Here is a 21,969-nt window from a genome sequence, read left to right on the forward strand (position 1 = left end):
CTACCCAAAACAAAAAACGGAAGCTGATTTCTCAACTTCCGTTTTTTGTTTTAAGCTTTTAATTAACGTGCGCGGAAAATAATACGTGCTTTGCTTAAATCGTATGGCGTCATTTCTACCGTGACTTTATCACCGGTTAAAATACGGATGTAGTTTTTACGCATTTTACCTGAAATATGTGCGGTAACAACGTGACCGTTTTCTAATTCCACACGAAACATTGTATTTGGTAAGGTTTCTAAAATCGTACCTTGCATCTCAATGCAATCTTCTTTAGCCATTGATTCCTCTTTAAATTAGGGTTTGGATATAAATAAAAAAACGGGGCTTATTATACTCTCATCAGCCTAAATTACAATCACTTCCAAGTGATTACTTGTGCCTAAACACTCGACGTTTCGAATGAAAACGCTGGGTTTGCGTTTTGCTCGAAATCAACGGTAATTTTACCGGAGTATGCACGATACTGATTCTACGGCGGAAGAAATAATGGTAACTGCTCGCAAGTAAACCGCCGGCTAATACCAAAATAATTAACTGCCCGTATAATTGATGAAAAATGCGCTCCACTTTACTTTTAGTGGTTTGTCCGTATTGCGCATCAAAAGTAACGCGTAAGAAACCGACGAGATCTTGCTGAGAAAAAATCGGCTCGACGATTTGTTGAGTAGCCGGTTGCGCTTTATCTTGCTGAAGCAGAGATTTAAATTCTAACGCATTACGACTTTGTGCGATCAGTACGCCGGCAGGCGAATATAAATTGGCATCAATCACAAAATCTTCTTTGGAAAAAGCATCCAACGCCTCGACCAAATCCTCGCTCTTCACGTTACGAACCAACATCATAGAAAATAAGTTCGCCTGTTGTCTGACTAACAAATGTGAAAGATTAGACACGTGGTTTACGCTTGCCAACTGCGAACCCAATTTAAACTGGTTAATCCCGCTTAAAATGACACTTACAATCATTACGCATAACACGCTAATTCCGGCGAGCAAGCCGAATTTTATTAATTTTTCACGAGTTACATACATAGATTAATTGCTAATAGCTAATTGATAATAGATAATTCCGAAAGCACATTATCTATGCACCATTGAAAAAAGTCTATTAAAAAGAGAACATTATGCCAAACACGATTTTTATCTTCGCTAAATCTCTGACAACACAACAAATCGAGCGATTTACCGCGGAAACGCAATCGGTATTACGCAAACAAACGGTTTATTTAGGCTATCATCTTGCATTTTTCGATACAAATTCGACCGCTTGCGATTTACGAGCCAAGGCGGCAAAAATCGAAGCGGATATCGCCGACCTAGCGATTACGCCGAATATAAACGAAGCCGGTTTATTAGTAATGGATATGGACTCCACCGCTATCAAAACTGAATGTATAGACGAGATTGCCAAACTGGCGGGTTCCGGTGAAATTGTATCGGCAATTACCGCCAGCGCAATGCGCGGCGAATTGGATTTCGAGCAAAGCTTGCGTAAACGAGTCGGTACATTGGAAAATGCACCGGAAAGCATTTTGCAAACCGTACGAGAAAAACTACCGCTGATGGACGGTTTTGAATTGATGGTCGGCGAGCTAAAATCACACGGTTGGAAACTGGCGATTGCTTCGGGCGGTTTCGATTATTTTGCCGACTATTTAAAAGAAAAATATCAGTTGGATTATGCGGTTGCCAATCAATTGGAAATTATCGACGGAGAATTAACCGGTGTCGTATTAGGAAAAGTGGTTGATGCACAATACAAAGCGCAAACCTTAACCAAACTGGGCGAGCAATTTCATATTCCACAAACTCAATGGGTTGCAATTGGTGACGGGGCAAACGATTTACCGATGATCAAAACCGCTGCCCTCGGGGTTGCGCTGCACGCTAAACCAAAAGTTCAAGAACAGGCGAAATTTGTGATAAACTTTGGCGACTTGAGCGCATTGTGCGTGCTGCTTAATGCGAAAAATCTCTATGTATCATCCAACTAGGTTAATGCAAACTGTGTTAGCCGTAGTTTTCAATAATGAGGAATAAAAAATGCCATCTTTTGATATCGTTTCTGAAATTACCATGCACGAAGTGCGTAACGCCGTTGAAAATGCTAACCGTGTTTTAAGCACACGTTATGACTTCCGTGGTGTTGAAGCCGTTATTGAGCTTAACGAAAAAAACGAAAGCATTAAATTAACCACCGAATCTGATTTCCAATTAGAGCAATTAATCGAGATTTTAATCGGTTCTTGTGTAAAACGTGGTATCGAACACAACTCGCTTGATATTCCAAGTGATGCGGAACATCACGGTAAACTCTACTCAAAAGAGATCAAACTTAAACAGGGTATCGAAACCGAAATGGCGAAGAAGATCACAAAGCTGATCAAAGATTCAAAAATTAAAGTTCAGACCCAAATTCAAGGCGAACAAGTACGTGTAACTGGTAAATCTCGTGATGATTTACAAGCGGCAATCCAGCTGGTAAAAGGCGCAGAACTTGGTCAGCCGTTCCAATTTAATAACTTCCGTGACTAACAAGCGGTTAAATTTTGCAATTTTTTTGCAAATTTGATGAGGTGAACTATGTCTGGTAAATCGTCAGATACATCACAAAGCTGGTTCAAAAAAATGCTGGCGAAATATGATAAATTTTGTGAAGAACTCGGTGTAAACCAAGGTGCTTGCCGTGGCTGCGTGCCGGTGGTGAAATTCGATCCGGAAAAAGAACCGAAATCAACAAAATCACAAGATAAAAACGCGGCAGAACAGCACTCAAGCTAGTCCTACTAATAAATCCTCCCTGACTAATTTTAGCGGGGAGGATTTTTTTATTCAGTGGCTTTTTGATAATAGCGAAAAATTTCTTACTTTCATTCTGGAGAAAATGTATGGCGCTCACGGCACAATTTTCAGCATTATTCGAACGTGGTTTACAAGCTTACTGCGAGGAACGTTCTTTAAATCCAACTCAATTATCCGATCAACAATGGTATCAGCTGGTGGCACAAGTCGCGCACCAAGCCGCTTTGCAATTTTTTCCGAAAAACGCACCGCTTGTTGATACTCGCAAAGTCAATTATCTTTCAATGGAATTCTTAGTCGGGCGCTTACTCGGTAATAACTTACAGAACCTCGGCGTATATCAATATGTGGTAGATGAAGTGGCGAAATACGGCAAAACATTGGTCGATATTTTAGAACAAGAAACTGATCCTGCTTTCGGTAACGGCGGTTTAGGACGCTTAGCCGCCTGCTATTTAGACTCAATGGCAAGCCTTGCTCAACCGGCAGTAGGCTACGGTTTACATTATCAATACGGCTTATTCAAACAAAGCTTTGATTGGGCGGGCAGACAACATGAAGAAGGCGATGCGTGGGGACGTGATTTCTTCCCTTTACAGTCACATCGTGCGGATTTCCGCCAACCAGTCGGCTTTGCCGGTGAAGTTCGTCATATTGCCGGCGATAAATACGAATGGCAACCGGCATGGACAATTTACGGTGAAGCGTTTGATTTACCGGTAGTCGGTTATAAAGGCGTACAACAACCGTTACGCTTATGGCAAGGCTATAGTGAAACCGCTTTTGATTTAGCCAAATTCAATGACGGCGATTATTTAGATTCGGAATCAATGGTAATTGATGCGTCAAAAATTACCAAAGTGCTTTACCCGAACGATAACCATCAAAACGGTAAAGAATTACGCTTAATGCAACAATATTTCCATTGTGCTTGTTCGGTAGCGGATATTATCAAAAATCACTTAGCTAAAGGCAGAACTCTCGACCAATTAGCGGAATTTGAAGTGATCCAATTAAATGACACCCACCCCGCAATCGCGATTCCTGAATTAATGCGCTTATTACTCGACCAATACGGTTACAGCTGGGAAAAAGCGTGGTCAATCTGTTCAAAAGTATTCGCTTATACCAACCACACCCTGTTACCGGAAGCGCTAGAACAATGGGATCAAAACCTTGTTGCTAAATTATTGCCTCGTCATTTAATCATCATTGAACGCATCAATCTTGAGCTTTACCAACAAGTCAAAGCCTGCTTTGATGAAGACGAATTAGCTAATGTGTGGGACGAAACAGCAATTATCGCCAATAATCGTGTACGAATGGCGAACCTTTGCGTGGTGGGGTCATTTGCAGTGAACGGCGTGGCACAAATTCACTCTGATTTAGTGGTTAGTGATTTATTCCCTGCTTATGCGAAATTATTTAACGGTAGATTCCACAATGTGACGAACGGTATTACCCCACGCCGTTGGATCCGTCAAGCTAACCCGTTATTAAGCGCATTACTCGATCAACATATTGAAGGCGACTGGACACAAAATTTAGAGCTGTTACGTCAAATCGAACCGCTTGCAGAAAATTCGGCATTTCAGACCGCTTACGCTGAGATTAAGCAACAAAATAAACAAGCATTGGCAAAAGTGATTGAAGAAACACTGGGTATTCAAGTGAATCAAAATGCGATCTTTGACGTACAAATTAAACGTTTCCATGAATATAAACGTCAACACCTCAATTTATTGAATATTATTGCTACTTATCAAGAGCTGAAAGCCAATCCGGATATGCCATTCGTGCCACGCGTCTTTATTTTTGCAGGTAAAGCCGCACCAGGTTATTTTATGGCGAAGCAAATTATTCAAGCGATTAATAATGTGGCGCACGTCATCAATCACGATCCGGATATGCAAGGTAAATTACAAGTAGCATTTTTACCGAACTACAGTGTAAGTCTAGCGGAAAAAATCATTCCGGCGGCAGATGTTTCCGAACAAATTTCCCTTGCAGGTAAAGAAGCTTCCGGTACCGGTAATATGAAATTAGCTCTAAACGGTGCTATTACCTTAGGCACACTTGACGGTGCGAATGTGGAAATTGCCGAATTTGCCGGCGAGGAAAATGTCGTGATTTTCGGTCATACGGTGGAATCTGTACGTGAATTACGTGAAAAAGGCTATGTTTCTCGTGAGTATTACGAACAAGATGAAGTTTTACGTAAAGCGATTGACGCGTTAGCGGACGGTTCATTTGCCGGCGGTAATAAAGAAATCTTCGAACCATTAGTTTATGATTTGCTAAACAAAGACTATTTCTGCGTATTAGCCGATTTTGCCAGCTACCGTGAAGCACAGCAAGAAGTTGCAAAACGTTACCAAAATCAGACCGCTTGGTTAAAATCTACGATTCTGAATACCGCTCGTCTCGGTAGCTTTAGCTCAGACCGCTCAATTCGTGATTACCAAACCAGAATTTGGAAAAGATAGCAAAACAAACGTGGGCAATGCCCACGTTTTTTCTTTCTTCTCCCTCGGTCACAAGCGATTAGTATTTTGCGTACAAATTAACTATATCCCATCATTCTCAATAAACTGCGTGTATATTCAATCGCTTCGCTACGATTCGCCACACCGATTTTTTGATACAAATTACGAATATGCGTTTTAATCGTAGTTATCGCTACCACCAATTCCTGTGAAATTTGCTCATTACTGTAACCTGAATAAATTAAACCGAGCACCTGCCACTCTCTCGCGGTAAGCGGGCTAATTTTAAGTAACTCCGGTACTTGTGGATTCTTCAACAAGTTAGCGACAAATTCCTCATCAAAATGCGCAAATTTATGGCGATTGTGCTGATTAATACTCCGCAAAATAAATTGTGCCTTACGGGTTGAAAGCTCATCAAGGACATTGATTTGTAGCAATTGGCGAATTTGCTGTGCCATCAAATCACCTTCAATCACAAAAGCACTGATAAAATTGGTTTGTTGGGTTAGATTTAACGCTCGAATCAAATCTTTTTGTGCAAGATCCATTCTACCTTGGCGATAAAATACTCGATTACGCAAAATCAGCGCTCGTTGCGTATCGCTGATTAAATTAAAGGTTGCAGAAGTTTGTAACAGGCGATTCAAAATATTCAACGCTTGTTCAAAATTATCCTGTAACAAATAACAACGAGCAATATTTCGCCATTGGCGTTGTAAAAAGTGATTATTGTCTTGTTCCGGAAAACTGACTTGCGTCAACCAACTTTCCAAATGCGACTTATCATCACTGATTTGCCAATACAGCATTTGTACTTCGTCAAAAGTTGAACGCCAATCCCAATGCACCGCCTGAGCAATAATTAAATTACGACATTGTTCTATCAAACGTCCGGCATTATTTAAATCGCCTTTAGTCAGCGAAACCTTTGCCAACAATGCCAAACAATGCGCTTGTTCGCCCTCTTTTTCTAAGACTTCAATACCGGCATTCGCCATCGCTTCCGCTTGATCTAAATGATGCCATTCCCACAAGATTTGCCCTTTTAAACGCAATAGAAATTCATGCATCGGAATTTGGTGTAAATGCTGCGCTTGTAAAGTGGTATCTTTTAGCAAATCATAGGCAGACTGCCAAAAGCCCTGTGCCGATAAAATTTCCGCTTGTTGCAGCTTCGACCATAACCATTGATGATAGGCCCTTTGCTCTAATGCCATTTTCTCCACTTTCTGCATTTGAACTAAGCCTTCTTTCAGATAGCCTCGACAATGTTGTGCTTCTCCAATAATGGAATTTGCAACAATTTGTGCATAACCGAAATCGGACGACAGATGAACAAGCGCCTGTTTTGCTAAATTATAGGCCTGCTCATCATTACCTTCATTAATTGCTACCTGAGCTTTTAGTGCATCAAAACGTGCTTGTAAATCGGCAACAAGCGGTTGATTTGGCTGAAATTTTTGCAAAATACCCGATACTTCTTGATGGCGGTGCTGGCTCTGTGCAAGCCACGCTTTTAACAGCACTAAGTTTGAGTCTTGCCAAAGTTGCTGCGCTGAAAGTAATGCCAAACAGTCTTCCAATAACTTAAGCTGACCTTGATGAAATAACGACCAACCATGTTCTTGTAAAATGGTATAAAGCGTTTGAGAATCTTCCAACATCTGCGCATGATAAAGCGCCTCGGATCCATAGCCTAATTTCAGCCACATCATCGCTGCAATTTTATGTAGCTCTTGCCATTCACAAGGCAGTTCTAAACGACAACTTTGCGCAAGATAAGATGCTAAAATCGGATGAAATTTCCACCAAATTTCACCATCGTCGTGCAATATCCTTTGAATAAAAAGCCCCATTTTTTCTAATTCATCGAGCTTTTTCACACCGTTTTCATCTTTGGTTAAAGCGAGTATCAATTTTTCATTCATCGAACGTAAAATCGCACAGCGTTGCATAAATAACTTAATTTCCGGCTCAACGTAATGGAATACTTCTTCATTCAGATAATCGGCAATATGTTGTTGATTGAGCTTGGCAAATAATTTTTCCGGAGAACGTAACAATTCAGGATTTTGCTTCACAGCAAAACTAACTAATTGCAATGCTGTTGCCCAGCCTTCAACCCGATCGCAAAGTGAGAAAACTTCATCATCTGTCAGCGACTCGTTAAATTTTAACGCTAAAAATTGGCGAGTTTCGGTCGGTGTGAATGCCAACTGATGCACATCAATTTCCAATAATTGCTCATGAATACGTAAATTGGTAATACTTAGTGGAGGAGTTAAACGTGATAAGACAATCAGGCTCATCGTCTGTGGTTGATGCTTTAACCAAAAACGAAGTGCATCGTGAATTTCGCTATTTTCAATATGGTGATAATCGTCTATCACTAAGTAAAAATGGCTACGCACTTGAGAAAGCTGAATCAATAACTGAGAGAAATAATCTACCAAATTATTTTGGTAAACAATTCCGGAAAAAGAGAGGTCGGTCGCTTGCGAAAGTGCAGCGGTAAAATATGCGGAGAATTGTTCTGTTTTGTTGTCACTTTCATCAAGTGAGTACCAACCGATACGCTGGTTTTTCGCTAATTGTTTTTCCTTCCATTGGCAAACCAGCGTTGTTTTGCCATAACCTGCCGGTGCAATAACCAGCGTCATCGGGTAAAATTCCGCCCGATTTAATTCATTTAAGAGTAATGTTCGTTCAACGGTTTCTGTCTCTTTGACGGTTCGATTGACTTTACTAGAAATTAGCTTAGTTGGAATCAATCTTGAAAATGTTGCTTGCATTTTTCCTCCATTACATACGATATGGAGATTCTAACAATTTTCTCCTTATTTAGTTAGTGGAAATAAAAAAACCACTGAAAATTCAGTGGCAAAAGGATAAAGATAAAAAACATCTATTTTTTAGCAGAAACTTGTTTTAAGAAGATTTGACGCGGTGAAGAAAGCCCTAGTTGCTCCGCTTCGTTTACTAAATTCATTGCTTTACTAATATCATTATTTTTTAATGCTTGTGTAACCGCTTCATTAAAGTATTGTTCTGTAGTTTTCTCTACAGCTTTCGGTTTTGCATTTTTTTGCGGATTTTTAACCGCTTGTACTTCCGTCCCTACCCTTTGAGCTGTCGGTTTCGTTTCAAATAATGCCCCACCATTAACCACATTGCCTAAACCGACAAATTGAGTACTCTGAATGCCATCTACATTAATTTGAATTTGTCCTGAATTAGTGTGTTTTACCAGTAAATCTGCAATTGCAGGCGGTTGGTTACCTTTTGCTTTTTCATATAATTTCACCGGGTGGGTAAATGTCGTTTGCCCTGCGAGATCTTTTTCAGTGGTGTAGATCAGTAAATAAATAAAATCTTGCCCGGTTGCCGGCGTTAAGTTTAATTCCGCTTGAATTTGCCCGCCTTCAAAGCCTCGTTCTTCCACAACTTTAAATTGTGAAGCGGGGTATGTTAGCGACTCATTAAAATTCGCATCTAGAACTAAAACATTCGGTACAAAAATATGGTCATTATCCACCACCAAACTACTCACTTTGATCTTGAGTGTACCTTGATTTGCCGGAATTTTATAACCGATTACCGCACTATTTGTACCTGCCAACGTTTGGCTAAATGTGCGGATTTGTTTTTCTGAAAGTTCATTAACAATCTTTTGTGAGAAAGTCACATCTTGCCAACCAAAACGGCTTAGTTCTGTCTTTGACGGTGTCGCTGCCATAGCAACCGATGTAAATAAAACACTTGATAAAAATGCTGCAATTTTGGTTTTCATAAATGCCTCTCTAAAAAACTATCTGTTACATCGTATAAAGGGGCGTAATACATACGCCCCAAATGGCTCAATTACCACCATGCTTCAAATTGAACACCGCCGATAAACTCGCCGTCTTTTGCTTTATAACCAGCGTCTGTGCGATTTGCCGTGTTAAATTTGTCATTCCAGTGTGCGTAAGTACCGAATACACGGATTGCAGGGCGAGCCCAAATGCTTGAGCCTGCTTGCCATTGTTGTGCAAGGGTGTATTTCACTAGGTTGTTTTTCTTACCTGTTGCTTGATCTTTGATCACATCATAGCCAACCTCAGCGATAGTACTCATTGTATCAGTCCATTTATACATTGGACGGATACCTGCTGAGTACCAAGTTTTGCCTTGTTTGTTGTCTAAGTCTGTTTTTTCATAGATTAACGCATACATTACTTCAACTTTGTCGCTGGCTTGAACAACGCCTTGGTTGATTAAGCGGAGCATATGACCACGGTTATCAGCTTTTGAACCTTGTGCGTGACCATTATTCCAAGATGTCATAGAGTCTTTTGCATATTGTGCAGTAAATTTATTGAAACCACCGAAGAAGTTACCTTGGGTATATTCTGCTGTTACCATATAACCATTTTTGGTTGCATCACTGTTTACATAAGCTGAATCGTCTTTTTTATGTGCGTTTGCGTAGTCAAAACCAAGTTCTAACGAGCCATCTTTCCAAAGTTCAATGCCGGCTAAACGTACATCGAAAATGTCGTTGTAAACATCTTTCTTAGAAATAGTCCCATCTTTTTCTCTATTGCTTTTATATGATTTTGTTACAGGATCATAATAGTAAGAGAATGCACCACCAGCTTCTGTATCACGAGTAACTGCTAAAGAGAGTTTACCGATGCCAACATCAATATTTTCAACCCCTGCACCCGGACCTGAAATATCCCAGTAGTAGAAGTCGTTCATATGAACATCGTGACGTTGATAGAAGCGTTTACCTGCCCATAATGTTGCACCCGGTAAGCTGTCTGCAAAGTTTTTGAATTGTACGTTTAATTCACGTAATGCAGGGCTTGTTTCTGTCCAGTCATTATTGTGTAACGTACCGCCATAAGCCACATTAGTATCGAAATAAATTGATTTTTCGCCCGATTTAAATAGCTCTTGACCAAGTTTTAACTCTGCGTAAGTATCTGATTCATTACCTAAACGGTATTTAAAACCGCCACCATTCACAGTAAATGCCGATTGCTCGCCACCACCTGAAGTCCAGCCGATACCGGAACGTGCATAACCGTGGAAATCAACCGCTAATGCACTGGTTGAAAGTAAAGCACTTGAAACTAAAGTTGCTAACATCGTTTTATTGAGGTTCATAGGAAACTCCTTTCTCTTTTCAGACAGTTTTTTTCATTATTAAAATTTAAGGGAAACCCTTAAGAACATTTATACGCCTTGCTCGACAAATAAACGTTTGCATGCCGTGCCATCTTCTCGGAAAAGATGACAACGATTCGGATTAATACCAATCGACATTGAATCGCCTTCTTTCACTAATACAATGTCATTTTGGCGATAGACCAAACTCTGTTTAATCGGTGGCATTTCAATATGAACTTGCGTTTCATTACCCAATTGTTCTACCACTTTTACCGTGCCGGAAATACAAACTTCACTTTGTTCACACGGTAATAAATGTTCCGGACGAATACCTAATGAAAGGTTATCTCCTACTTTTACGCCACCACTTTCAACCGGTACCCAGAAATTCAAATGGGTTGAGTCCGGTAATTCAATTTTCACTCCACCTTCACGTACATCTATCACTCGCACCGGTAAGAAATTCATCTTAGGTGATCCGATAAAACCTGCCACAAAACGATTTGCCGGATAATGATAAAGCTCTAATGGCTTACCCACTTGAGCAACGTTCGTTGTAAGATTGCTGCCTGCAGAAAGCGCTTGTAAAACAACAATTTTATCGGCGAGCGTCATGGCTTCGATTTGGTCATGCGTTACATAAATCATTGTTCTGCCAAGTTTTTTATGTAATTTTGAAATTTCTACACGCATTTGCACACGTAATGCCGCATCTAAATTTGAAAGCGGTTCATCCAATAAAAACACTTCAGGTTGTGAGACTAAGGTACGTCCAATTGCAACACGCTGACGTTGACCGCCCGATAATTCTTTCGGCTTGCGATTTAGTAAATGAGCGAGTTGCAGAATTTCCGCGACTTGGTTAACTCGCTGGTCAATTTCTTCTTTTTTTGCTCCGGCGAGTTTCAAACCAAATGACATATTTTCTGCAACAGAAAGATGGGGATAGAGGGCATAAGATTGGAATACCATACCGATATTTCGATTTGCCGGCGGTACATCATTCATTCGTTTATCCCCGATAAATAAATCACCGGAGGTAATTTCTTCCAAGCCAGCAATCATTCGTAATACGGTTGATTTACCACAGCCTGACGGGCCGACAAAAACAACAAATTCGCCGTCTTTAATTTCTAAATTAACATCTTTAGAAATATGTACATTGCCATACGATTTGCATACGTTTACTAATCGAACATCTGTCATTTTTTTATCCCTCTCGCTTTAAATTTGTTACGTAGTTTACGTATTTCTCTTTTTTCCACATCATACTTTCAGTAAATTTTTTCTTTCCACAACTCAATGTTTTTATTCTATTTTTTCTTATTTTTTTGTGAAACGGATCACAAAAAACATCCTCTATTTTGTGATCCGTTTCACAAAAACATCAAACTTTTACAAATCTGTGAACTACATCAATAAATTCTCATCTGGGGAGGAGAACGGGGGATGATGAAATGATGAGTAAATTTTTTATTATGCTCTACGTAAAAGACTGGAAATCGGTCTATCTCCAAAATCAAATGAGGAAAATCCTATGAAAAAACTTACTAAAACTGCATTAGCTGTATTAACAGGACTTTGTATTGCTCAAGGTGCAAATGCAAAAATTGTAGAAGGTCAACTCAATATCTGGATTAGTGCTGATAAAGGCTATAACGGTTTAGCTGAAGTAGGTAAAAAATTTGAAGCAGAAACTGGGGTAAAAGTCATTGTAGAACATCCGGGAAAATTAGAAGAACTTTTCCCTCAAGTCGCCTCAACCGGTGATGGTCCTGATGTGATTATCTTCGCCCATGACCGTTTCGGTGGCTACGCTCAAGCCGGTTTATTAGCCGAAGTAAAACCAAGTGCTGAATTTAAAGCAAAATTATCTGACATCGGTTGGGATGCGAATAAATATAACGGTAAACAAATTGCTTACCCAATTGCGATTGAAGCGATTTCATTAATCTATAATAAAGATTTAGTTGCGACACCACCAAAAACATGGGAAGAAGTAGAGAAACTTGATAAAGAATTAAAAGCTAAAGGTAAAAGTGCCATTATGTGGAACTTACAAGAACCCTATTTCACATGGCCGGTTATTTCGTCTCAAGGCGCTTATGCATTCAAATTTACACCAAATGGTTATGACGTAAAAAATATTGGTGTCAACAATGAAGGTGCACAAAAAGGCTTACAATTTGTTGTGGATTTAGTGAATAAAAAAGTGATTAATGCCGACATGGACTATGCAGTTTCAGAAGCGGCTTTCAATAAAGGCAATACGGCTTTAACCATTAACGGACCATGGTCTTGGGCAAATATTGAGAAAAGTGGTATCAACTATGGTGTCGCAGTACTTCCGACATTAAATGGTAAAGCATCAAAACCATTCGTTGGTGTATTAAGTGCAGCGGTAAATGCTTCTAGTCCGAACCAAGACTTAGCCAAAGAGTTCTTAGAAAATCACTTATTAACCGATGAAGGACTCACAACCGTCAACAAAGACGCGCCATTAGGTGCCGTTGCATTAAAATCTTTCCAAGAAAAACTTGCCAAAGATCCTCGTATCGCAGCAACTATGGCGAATGCGGAAAACGGCGAAATTATGCCAAATATTCCACAAATGAGCCGTTTCTGGTATTCAGAAAAAGCAGCTATTGGCAATGCGACAAGCGGTCGTCAATCTGTAAAAGCAGCACTTGATGAAGCACAGGCCAAAATTGAAAAAGAATAACTTTTGCTAACCTCACTGTTAGGACGCCTATTAGAGGCGTCCTATACCTCCAGCTTATCAATTTACAGGGGAAACACTATGCCAACATCAAATACAATGCCCCCTTCTCAACTTTGGGCTAAACGTCTATTTATCGGATTACTCTATCTGCTTTCTTTCTACCTCGTGTTCACCATTTATCTACAAGGCGAAATTCTCTTTGCCTTACTTGTTTTAGTTGTTGTGACCACAGGGATCTATATTTTTTCAAATCAATCAACTTATCGTTGGCGCTATGTTTACCCTGGCGTTTCTGCTATGGGGATTTTTGTGTTATTCCCGTTAATCTGTACTGTCGTTATCGCCTTTACAAATTATAGCGGATCCAATCAACTTAACTTTAAACAAGTCGTCCGCCAATTACAAAATCAGACTTACGCAGCAGGCGATCATCTGAATTTTAAATTGCTGCAAACTAATGAAAATCAGTATCAACTTGCATTAAGTAACCCTAATTCGCAAAAAAATTATCTTTCTGAACCGCTTGTATTGGATGCCCTCCCTGCTGAATTAGCTGTAACTGAAGTAGAGCAGCTCCCTAACATCTCGGTTGCCCCTTTAAAAACAATTACGCAAAACCGAACTAAATTACAAGCAATAAAAGTATTATTACCAAGCGAACAAATCGTTACGATGAGTTCTCTCCGCCAATTTGCTGAACAAAAAACACGCTATACATTTGATGAACAAAATCAGATCTTAACGAATAATGAGAGTGGTGAACGCTATAAACCGAATGATGATATCGGCTTTTTCCAACCTATTGACGAACAAGGTAATTTTACAGGCAATCGACTAGAACCAGGTTATACCGTTTCAGTAGGTTGGCAAAATTTCGTCAAAATCTTAACTGATGATGGTGTTCAAGAACCATTCATTAAAATCTTTATTTGGACTGTCGTATTTGCCCTTTTAACTGTGATTTTTACAACTTTACTCGGTATGATTTTTGCTTCGCTCGTACAATGGGAAGCATTAAAAGGTAAAGCGGTCTATCGTCTGTTATTAATTTTACCTTACGCCGTACCCGGCTTTATTTCGATTTTAGTCTTCAAAGGTTTATTTAACCAAAGTTTCGGTGAAATCAACCTCATTCTGAACCAATTATTCGGTATCCGTCCGGAATGGTTTAATGATCCGTTCTTAGCCAAAGCAATGTTACTGATTGTGAATACTTGGTTAGGCTACCCGTATATGATGATTGTTTGCATGGGCTTGCTAAAAGCGATTCCACACGATTTATATGAAGCTTCTGCGATTGATGGCGCAAGCGTATGGCAAAATTTCACGAAAATTACCATGCCATTGCTAGTTAAACCACTTATGCCGTTAATGATTGCCAGCTTCGCTTTTAACTTTAATAACTTTGTATTAATTCAGTTATTAACTAACGGCGGCCCAAATATGGTAGGCACAACAACACCGGCTGGTCATACCGATTTACTGGTCAGTTACACTTATCGTATTGCCTTTGAAGGTAGCGGTACACAAGACTTTGGTTTAGCGGCTGCAATCGCCGTCATCATCTTCTTGCTAGTAAGCGGATTAGCATTATTCCAAATCAGAATGACGAAATTATCACAAGATTAATTGACATTGTTCCTTCTACATACGAAGAAGGAGCAAAGAGGATATCAACTATGGCTATTGTTCAACCTAAATCAATGAAATTGCGTTTATTTTCCACGCATCTTTTTCTAATCTGTTTTTGTGCGATTATCTTATTCCCGATGCTGATGATTATCGGTATTTCATTACGTCCCGGAAACCTAGCAATCGGTGAATTGATCCCAAGTGAAATTTCACTTGAACACTGGAAACTCGCCTTAGGCATTAGTGTTACTCATGCGGACGGAAGTATAACCCCACCGCCATTCCCTGTTTTACTTTGGCTATGGAATTCCGTCAAAGTCGCGGGTATTACCGCTCTAATTACCCTCGCACTTTCAACCACTGCTGCGTATGCTTTTGCTCGTTTGCGTTTTGCCGGTAAAAGTTTATTACTGAAATCGATGTTAATTTTCCAAATGTTTCCGGCGGTACTTTCATTAGTCGCGTTATATGCCTTATTTGATCGTCTAAGCGATTACATTCCGTTCTTAGGTTTAAATACGCACGGCGGAGTAATCTTTGCTTACTTAGGCGGTATCGCAATGCATGTTTGGACAATCAAAGGTTATTTTGAAACTATTGATAAATCGCTTGAAGAAGCCGCTGCCCTCGACGGAGCAAGCCCGTGGCAAACTTTCCGCTTAATTTTACTACCGCTTTCTGTACCAATTTTAGCAGTTGTATTTATCCTCTCGTTTATCTCAAGCATTATCGAAGTACCGGTTGCTTCCCTATTGTTACGAGATGTTGATAACTACACCCTTGCAGTAGGAATGCAACAGTATTTACACCCGCAAAACTACCTCTGGGGCGACTTTGCCGCAGCAGCCATCTTGTCTGCTATCCCAATCACACTTGTATTCTTATTAGCACAACGCTGGTTAGTCGGTGGTTTAACTGCCGGTGGCGTAAAAGGATAACATTGGAGGAGCCTCCTCCGATTTGCAAAAAATAAATAAAAAATAACCGCTTATGAGGCTATGCTCACTAAGCAAAAAAGGAAAATCACAATGAAATCGCTTCACCCATACCTTAATCCTTATTTCTTTGATGAATATGGCAGACGCCGTTATGCTAGCCAAGCGGTCTGTCACAAAATTGCAAAACGCTTAGGTTCTCCTAAAAGCAAACCAATTATTCCTCCTGTAAAGGTAGCAACAGAAGGACAAGCGGTCTATATTCGACTAAATCTTGCAAATAGCAATAAAGCATTACAAGCTCGCTGGCAACTTCACTTAGAAAGCGGTGAAATACGTTGCGGTAAAGTAAAACGTAATGCGATCAATTTACCGAAAGATCTGCCTCTCGGCTATCATCATTTACAGCTTAAAAGTGAGCATTATTCACTGAACTGCCGCCTGATTATTACGCCGAAAACTGCTTTCCAGCCAAAAGAATTACAACAAAAACAAAAATTATGGGGCGCAATTTTACAACTCTATACGCTTCGTTCCGAACATAATTGGGGCATCGGCGATTTTAGCGATTTGAAAACCTTCTTAAGTCGACTTGCTGAAAAAGGTGGTGATTTTGTTGGGCTAAATCCAATTCATGCGATTTTCCCAGCCAATCCGGAAAGTGCCAGCCCTTATAGCCCCTCATCTCGTTTATGGCAAAACATTATTTATATCGATGTAGCAGCGATTGATGCCTTCCAACAATCTAGCGAAGCGCAAGCCTGGTTTCATTCCGCAGAAGTTCAACAACAGCTTATTGAGGCAAGAGCAAAAGACTACGTAGATTATTCGCAAGTGATGGGCTTAAAACTCGAAGGATTACGTTTAGCCTATGCCACTTTCGTTCAGCAAGATCAACAAGCTTTCGAACAATTTATCAATGAATACGGCGAAAGCCTAAAAGTGCAAGGTACATTCGACGCACTACATTATTGGTTATCCAGCCAATTTAGCGAGCAATGGGGTTGGAATTTCTGGGCGCAAGAATATCAAGACTACGCATCAAATGCAGTACAGACATTCCAAACGGAACATAGCCAATTAGTTCGTTTCTATATGTGGTTGCAATTTGTGGCTCAACAGCAATTAAGAGCGTGTAATCAATTGGCAAAAGCACTTAATATGCCTATCGGCTTTTACCGTGATTTAGCGGTAGGCGTTGCCGATAACGGTGCGGAAACTTGGGCGGATAAAGAGTTATTTGTGCTAGATGCCTCTGTCGGTGCACCACCGGATATTATGGCACCAAACGGACAAAACTGGGGCTTATCACCGATGCATCCGGAAGTGCTACAAGCTAGAGGATATCAGCCATTTATTGATTTATTGCGTGCCAATATGAAAGATTGCGGTGCATTACGTATCGACCACATTCTTGGTTTTGCACGTATGTGGTGGGTGGCAAAAGGCGATTCGGCTAAAAACGGCGCTTATGTACGTTATCCGCTAGAAGATTTGTTAGCAATTCTTGCGTTAGAAAGTCAGCGAAATCAGTGTTTAATCATTGCTGAAGCACTTGGTACAGTACCGAAAGGTATGCTACAGAAATTAGAAGACAAAGGTATTCTCGCTTATAACATTTTCTATTTTGAATGGGATCAACACGGCAGTAAGCCATTAGCTAATTATCCATATCAAGCGATGACGACACTCAGTACGCATGATTTACCAACCCTACAAGGCTACTGGAAAGGCTACGACTTTGATTTAGGCAAGAAATTTGGTGTTTACCCAAGTGAGAAAGTGCTTAATATTCTGAAACAAAGTCGCCATTTCAATAAAGAAGCGATTAGACAAGCGGTCGAAAAAGTCCAAGATCTTGCAAAAGATAGCGAAGGCGTAAACTTAAAATTTGTACATCAATTACAAATGTATGTAGCGGATACCAATTCTGCTTTATTTGGCACTCAGCCGGAAGATTGGCTAAATATGCTCGAGCCGGTAAATATTCCCGGAACAAGTAATGAATATCCGAATTGGCGTAGAAAATTAAGCCATACAATTAATGAGATTTTCAACCACGAGCAAATCAATCAACTACTTGATGCTTTCGAACAAAAACGAAATAAATAAGGATATAGCCACAAAGATTGTGGCTATTCTTATAAATTATAAGTTATCAAAATGAGGAGGATTTGAATAAAACTTTGAAGTTATTCACATTTATTACATAAACACCTATTTATAGTAACGAACTTAATTTACTTTATTCACGTATATTACTAAAATACAACGCCTTTTGGCGATTTGTGATTTCCAAACTATTCAAACTTTATAAGGTTACCTTACTATGTTGTGGTTCTTCTTTTGTGTAGCAGTCCTTGTACTCGGCTACTTCGTTTACGGTAAAATCATTGAAAAGATTTTCGTGATTAACCCCAAAAAAGCAACACCTGCTTATACAATGAATGACGGTGTGGACTATATGCCAATGTCTAAAACTAAGATTTGGCTTATTCAGTTATTAAACATTGCGGGTACCGGCCCAATCTTCGGTCCGATTCTCGGTGCGTTATACGGCCCTGTTGCAATGCTTTGGATCGTTATCGGTTGTATTTTTGCCGGTGCGGTACATGACTACTTCTGTGGTATGTTAAGTATTCGTAACGGTGGCGCGACAATGCCGGCGTTAGCGGGTAAATTCTTAGGTCGCCCGGTTAAAGTATTTATCAACGTTATGGCGTTAATCCTTCTATTATTAGTAGGTGTGGTATTCGTTGCAAGTCCGGCGCAATTAATGGCAACCATTACAATGGATGTATTCGGTGCAGCTGGAGGAACGTTACAATTAAACGATGCGGAAGCCGTTCACCAAGCGGTTGAAGCCGGTGGTATTACAGTTTGGGGTATGGATAAAGCAACCGTTATTTCTGTTTGGACATTAATTATCTTCGGTTACTATATCTTAGCAACTTTACTTCCAATTGATAAAATTATCGGTCGAATCTACCCATTCTTCGGTGCATTATTACTCTTTATGTCTGTAGGTATGGTGTACGGTTTAATTACCGCTCACTTCAGTGCAACCGATCCAATCGAATTCTTCCGTACCGTTAATGCGGACGGTCAAGGCTTAACGTGGGAAAAATTCACTCAAAACTTCCAAGTGAAGGGCGATGTTCCGATTTGGCCTTTATTATTCTTAACTATTTCTTGTGGTGCGTTATCAGGCTTCCACGCAACCCAAACCCCATTAATGGCGCGTTGTGCGGAAAATGAAAGCGAAGGTCGTTTCATTTTCTACGGTGCAATGATTACCGAGGGTGTAATCGCATTAGTATGGTGTATGGTCGGTCTTGCATTCTATGAAAATCCACAAGCGTTACAAGATGCAATTTCGGCAGGTTCACCGTCTAAAGTGGTTTATGACAGTTCATTACACTTCTTAGGCTTTATCGGCGGTATTTTCGCAGTACTCGGCGTAGTAGTATTACCGATTACTTCAGGCGATACGGCATTCCGTGCGGCACGTTTACAATTGGCTGAACTCTTTAAAATTGATCAACGTTCATTAGCTAAACGTTTAATGATTGCAGTACCGTTATTCGCATTAGGTTTCGTGGTATCAAAAATTGACTTCAGTATCTTATGGCGTTACTTCACTTGGGCAAACCAAATGACAGCAATGGTAATGCTTTGGACTGCGGCGGCATACTTATATCGCTACAAAAAATTCCACTGGGTATGTTCAATCCCTGCGTGGTTTATTACAACCGTATGTGCAACCTACTTGTTCTATAACAAAATCGGCTTCGGTTTAGATTATGAACTTTCGGTTTACTTAGGTTTAGCTTCAACCGTTGTTTGTATCGTGCTATTCTTCACAATGCTTAAACCGTTAGGCGAGCGTGACGAAGATGCTTATGCAGCAAACTAATCTTGATTAAAACGTTAAAAGCGAGGAAAATTTCCTCGCTTTTTTATTTTTAACCATTCTATTATATGCAATTCTTTGATACCCATACTCATTTGGATTATGTTTCGGAAAGCCTCAATCTTTCCATTCCCCAACTTGTTGAAAATGCCGAACATTCGAATGTAAAACGTATTTTGATTGTGTCCGTATTTGCAGAAAATTTCGCAAAAGTGACCGCTTGCGCCAAGCAAATGCCTAATAACTTAGTGTACGGTTTAGGGCTTCACCCGCTTTATATTCAACAGCACCAAACCGAGCATTTAGATAATTTGGAAAGGTTATTAGCCCGACAAGATCCGCAATGTACTGCGCTTGCGGAAATCGGTTTGGAAAGAGCGGTGGAATCGCTATGTACTCCTGATCTTTGGCAAAAACAATGTGAGTTTTTAGAAGCGCAACTTGCCTTCGCTAAGCGGTTTAATTTACCGGTAAATCTACATTCTCGCCGAAGTCATGATCAGCTTTCCGTCTTTCTAAAAAAAGCGAAATTAACCAATACCGGCGTTATTCACGGTTTTGCGGGAAGCTACGAGCAAGCGAAACGCTTTGTCGATTTAGGTTATAAGATTGGGGTTGGCGGCACTATTACTTATGCAAGAGCGAATAAAACCAGAGAAGCGATTCGTAAGCTACCTTTAGAAAGTTTATTGTTGGAAACCGATTCGCCCGATATGCCGGTATTCGGCTTTCAAGGAGAACCTAATCGTCCGGAATGCTTGGCAGTCAGTTTTCAAACGCTTTGCGAATTACGGAATGAATCGCCAGCGGTGATTGCGGAAACAATTTGGAACACCGGCGAACAATTATTTTGGTATAAATAAAAAACGGATACCTTAGTATCCGCTTTTCAAATGATATAGCCTACAGACTAGCGCACACTTAGCGCATTGTTACAAACTCTTCCGAACCGGTCGGATGAATGGCTACGGTGTTATCAAAATCGGCTTTGGTTGCACCCATTTTGATCGCTACCGCAAAGCCTTGAATCATTTCGTCCACACCGAAACCGATACCGTGTAAACCGACTACTTTTTCGTCTTTACCGACACACACTAATTTCATACGGCATGGCTGGCGATGTTGAGTCACAGCGGTGTACATCGCGGTAAACGAAGATTTATAGACTTTTACATTCTCCGCACCGTATTGTTCAATCGCTTGCGGTTCGGTTAAACCGACCGTACCGATCGGCGGATGGCTAAAGATAACGGTCGGTACTAAATTGTAATCCAAATGTTCGTTCGGTTTATTGTTAAACAAACGTTCGGATAAACGACGACCTGCAGCTACCGCAACCGGTGTTAATTCAATCCCGCCTTCGATAATATCGCCGACCGCATAAACATTCGGTACATTAGTATTTTGGAATTTATCGACAATAATCTGACCTTTCGCGTTAGTTTTTACGCCTACCGCATCAAGATTGATTTTATCGCACGCCGGTTCACGACCGATTGCCCAAATTAAGCAATCAACCGTAGCTTCACGTCCGTCCGCTAAGGTTAATACTAACGAACCGTCGGCATTTTTACGTACTTCTTGCGGAATCGCTTGAGTATGTAGCGTGATACCGTCTTGCGCCAAGACTTCTAACAACGTATCGACAATTAACGGGTCTTGCATACGTAACGGTGCGTGTTGGCGTACAAATAAATGCGTTTCGGAACCTAAGCTGTTCAATACGCCGGCAATTTCAACCGCAATATAACCGGCACCGACTACCGCAACACGTTTCGGCACTTCGCGCAATGCGAAGAAACCGTCCGAATCAATCCCGTATTCCGCACCTTTAATTGCCGGAATAGACGGACGACCGCCGGTCGCAATTAAAATATGATCCGCCGTCACTTGCTCGGAGCTACCGTCCGCATAAGTCACTTCAACCGTTTTCGCGGCCACAAATTTTGCGAAACCGTTTAATACATCGACGTTATTTTTTGCTAATACGTTGTTATATGAAGTGTGAATACGAGAAATATAGGCTTCACGACTCTCAATTAATTTTACGAAATCAAAATTATTCACCGTTACGTCGAAACCGTAATCCGGCGCATAGCTATTAATCGCTTCGGCGATATGCGCACCGTAGAACATTACTTTCTTCGGTACACAACCGACATTTACGCAAGTCCCGCCTAAATGCTTCGCTTCAACAATCGCACATTTTTTGCCGTAGCTTGCCGCTCGATTAATAGAGGCGATACCGCCGCTACCGCCGCCAATCGCTAGATAATCATAGTGTTTAGTCATAATCCTTTTCCTACATAAATAAAG

At 40.5% G+C, this 21,969-nt stretch carries 17 protein-coding genes; 10 read left to right on the forward strand and 7 right to left on the reverse strand.

The window, feature by feature from the left end:
- Positions 1 to 62: 62 nt before the first annotated feature.
- Both infA and DRF63_RS06685 read right to left on the reverse strand, forming a co-directional pair.
- A complete protein-coding gene (infA, locus tag DRF63_RS06680) occupies positions 63 to 281 on the reverse strand; it encodes a translation initiation factor IF-1 (RefSeq protein ID WP_005598198.1) in 219 nt (72 codons plus the stop codon).
- Positions 282 to 372: 91 nt separating this feature from the next.
- Positions 373 to 1,035 (reverse strand): YtjB family periplasmic protein, encoded by a 663-nt coding sequence (locus DRF63_RS06685; protein WP_005598201.1) that lies wholly within the window; start codon positions 1,033 to 1,035, stop codon positions 373 to 375.
- Positions 1,036 to 1,127: 92 nt separating this feature from the next.
- Here DRF63_RS06685 and serB point away from each other — a divergent pair, with 92 nt between their 5' ends.
- The 4 genes from serB to glgP all read left to right on the forward strand — a co-directional run bounded on the left by serB (position 1,128) and on the right by glgP (position 5,291).
- Positions 1,128 to 1,997, forward strand: a complete 870-nt coding sequence (gene serB / locus DRF63_RS06690) for a phosphoserine phosphatase SerB (protein ID WP_005598203.1) — start codon at positions 1,128 to 1,130, stop codon at positions 1,995 to 1,997.
- Between the two features lie 49 nt (positions 1,998 to 2,046).
- Entirely contained in the window at positions 2,047 to 2,538 is a 492-nt protein-coding gene (locus tag DRF63_RS06695) for a YajQ family cyclic di-GMP-binding protein (RefSeq protein WP_005598205.1), read from the forward strand.
- A 48-nt stretch (positions 2,539 to 2,586) separates the two neighbouring features.
- The gene (locus DRF63_RS06700; RefSeq protein WP_043991861.1) at positions 2,587 to 2,784 is read left to right on the forward strand and encodes a DUF5363 domain-containing protein; all 198 of its coding nucleotides are present in this window, start codon (positions 2,587 to 2,589) and stop codon (positions 2,782 to 2,784) included.
- A 107-nt stretch (positions 2,785 to 2,891) separates the two neighbouring features.
- Positions 2,892 to 5,291, forward strand: coding sequence for a glycogen/starch/alpha-glucan family phosphorylase (glgP, locus tag DRF63_RS06705; RefSeq protein ID WP_005598208.1), 2,400 nt, complete (start codon positions 2,892 to 2,894; stop codon positions 5,289 to 5,291).
- 77 nt (positions 5,292 to 5,368) lie between these two features.
- Here the strand turns inward: glgP and malT are convergent, their stop codons facing one another.
- The 4 genes from malT to malK all read right to left on the reverse strand — a co-directional run bounded on the left by malT (position 5,369) and on the right by malK (position 11,657).
- A complete protein-coding gene (malT, locus tag DRF63_RS06710; protein WP_005598210.1) occupies positions 5,369 to 8,086 on the reverse strand; it encodes an HTH-type transcriptional regulator MalT in 2,718 nt (905 codons plus the stop codon).
- A 113-nt stretch (positions 8,087 to 8,199) separates the two neighbouring features.
- Positions 8,200 to 9,084, reverse strand: coding sequence for a maltose operon protein MalM (gene malM / locus DRF63_RS06715; RefSeq protein ID WP_005598211.1), 885 nt, complete (start codon positions 9,082 to 9,084; stop codon positions 8,200 to 8,202).
- A gap of 71 nt (positions 9,085 to 9,155) precedes the next feature.
- Entirely contained in the window at positions 9,156 to 10,448 is a 1,293-nt protein-coding gene (locus DRF63_RS06720) for a maltoporin (protein ID WP_005598213.1), read from the reverse strand.
- 69 nt (positions 10,449 to 10,517) lie between these two features.
- Positions 10,518 to 11,657: a maltose/maltodextrin ABC transporter ATP-binding protein MalK gene (gene malK, locus DRF63_RS06725; protein WP_005598215.1), complete on the reverse strand. Its 1,140-nt coding sequence runs from the start codon at positions 11,655 to 11,657 to the stop codon at positions 10,518 to 10,520.
- 331 nt (positions 11,658 to 11,988) lie between these two features.
- On the opposite strand from malK, the gene malE reads away from it, so the two are divergent.
- The 6 genes from malE (at position 11,989) to DRF63_RS06755 (ending at position 20,516) form a co-directional block, all read left to right on the forward strand.
- Positions 11,989 to 13,173, forward strand: a complete 1,185-nt coding sequence (gene malE, locus DRF63_RS06730) for a maltose/maltodextrin ABC transporter substrate-binding protein MalE (RefSeq protein ID WP_005598217.1) — start codon at positions 11,989 to 11,991, stop codon at positions 13,171 to 13,173.
- Positions 13,174 to 13,251: 78 nt separating this feature from the next.
- Positions 13,252 to 14,802, forward strand: a complete 1,551-nt coding sequence (malF, locus tag DRF63_RS06735; protein WP_005610464.1) for a maltose ABC transporter permease MalF — start codon at positions 13,252 to 13,254, stop codon at positions 14,800 to 14,802.
- Positions 14,803 to 14,852: 50 nt separating this feature from the next.
- Positions 14,853 to 15,743, forward strand: a complete 891-nt coding sequence (gene malG, locus DRF63_RS06740; protein WP_005598221.1) for a maltose ABC transporter permease MalG — start codon at positions 14,853 to 14,855, stop codon at positions 15,741 to 15,743.
- A 60-nt stretch (positions 15,744 to 15,803) separates the two neighbouring features.
- Positions 15,804 to 17,852: a 4-alpha-glucanotransferase gene (gene malQ, locus DRF63_RS06745; protein ID WP_005598223.1), complete on the forward strand. Its 2,049-nt coding sequence runs from the start codon at positions 15,804 to 15,806 to the stop codon at positions 17,850 to 17,852.
- Between the two features lie 217 nt (positions 17,853 to 18,069).
- A complete protein-coding gene (locus DRF63_RS06750) occupies positions 18,070 to 19,656 on the forward strand; it encodes a carbon starvation CstA family protein (RefSeq protein ID WP_005598225.1) in 1,587 nt (528 codons plus the stop codon).
- A 65-nt stretch (positions 19,657 to 19,721) separates the two neighbouring features.
- On the forward strand, positions 19,722 to 20,516 hold the full coding sequence (locus tag DRF63_RS06755) for a TatD family hydrolase (RefSeq protein ID WP_005598227.1): 795 nt from the start codon (positions 19,722 to 19,724) through the stop codon (positions 20,514 to 20,516).
- Positions 20,517 to 20,574: 58 nt separating this feature from the next.
- Here DRF63_RS06755 and gorA read toward each other — a convergent pair whose 3' ends face one another.
- The gene (gene gorA / locus DRF63_RS06760; protein WP_005598229.1) at positions 20,575 to 21,945 is read right to left on the reverse strand and encodes a glutathione-disulfide reductase; all 1,371 of its coding nucleotides are present in this window, start codon (positions 21,943 to 21,945) and stop codon (positions 20,575 to 20,577) included.
- Positions 21,946 to 21,969: the final 24 nt, after the last annotated feature.

Origin of the sequence: Actinobacillus pleuropneumoniae (genome assembly GCF_003290385.1) — a bacterium.
In the GTDB taxonomy this organism is placed as follows: Bacteria; Pseudomonadota; Gammaproteobacteria; order Enterobacterales; family Pasteurellaceae; genus Actinobacillus; species Actinobacillus lignieresii.

Coding starts and splice junctions, on each gene's coding strand:
- DRF63_RS06755 (WP_005598227.1), top strand. CDS start 19,722: ATGCAATTCTTTGATACCCATACTCATTTGGATTATGTTTCGGAAAGC.
- malF (WP_005610464.1), top strand. CDS start 13,252: ATGCCAACATCAAATACAATGCCCCCTTCTCAACTTTGGGCTAAACGT.
- malQ (WP_005598223.1), top strand. CDS start 15,804: ATGCTCACTAAGCAAAAAAGGAAAATCACAATGAAATCGCTTCACCCA.
- malT (WP_005598210.1), bottom strand. CDS start 8,086: ATGCAAGCAACATTTTCAAGATTGATTCCAACTAAGCTAATTTCTAGT.
- DRF63_RS06720 (WP_005598213.1), bottom strand. CDS start 10,448: ATGAACCTCAATAAAACGATGTTAGCAACTTTAGTTTCAAGTGCTTTA.
- DRF63_RS06685 (WP_005598201.1), bottom strand. CDS start 1,035: ATGTATGTAACTCGTGAAAAATTAATAAAATTCGGCTTGCTCGCCGGA.
- DRF63_RS06695 (WP_005598205.1), top strand. CDS start 2,047: ATGCCATCTTTTGATATCGTTTCTGAAATTACCATGCACGAAGTGCGT.
- serB (WP_005598203.1), top strand. CDS start 1,128: ATGCCAAACACGATTTTTATCTTCGCTAAATCTCTGACAACACAACAA.
- malG (WP_005598221.1), top strand. CDS start 14,853: ATGGCTATTGTTCAACCTAAATCAATGAAATTGCGTTTATTTTCCACG.
- DRF63_RS06750 (WP_005598225.1), top strand. CDS start 18,070: ATGTTGTGGTTCTTCTTTTGTGTAGCAGTCCTTGTACTCGGCTACTTC.
- malE (WP_005598217.1), top strand. CDS start 11,989: ATGAAAAAACTTACTAAAACTGCATTAGCTGTATTAACAGGACTTTGT.
- gorA (WP_005598229.1), bottom strand. CDS start 21,945: ATGACTAAACACTATGATTATCTAGCGATTGGCGGCGGTAGCGGCGGT.
- malM (WP_005598211.1), bottom strand. CDS start 9,084: ATGAAAACCAAAATTGCAGCATTTTTATCAAGTGTTTTATTTACATCG.
- DRF63_RS06700 (WP_043991861.1), top strand. CDS start 2,587: ATGTCTGGTAAATCGTCAGATACATCACAAAGCTGGTTCAAAAAAATG.
- glgP (WP_005598208.1), top strand. CDS start 2,892: ATGGCGCTCACGGCACAATTTTCAGCATTATTCGAACGTGGTTTACAA.
- malK (WP_005598215.1), bottom strand. CDS start 11,657: ATGACAGATGTTCGATTAGTAAACGTATGCAAATCGTATGGCAATGTA.
- infA (WP_005598198.1), bottom strand. CDS start 281: ATGGCTAAAGAAGATTGCATTGAGATGCAAGGTACGATTTTAGAAACC.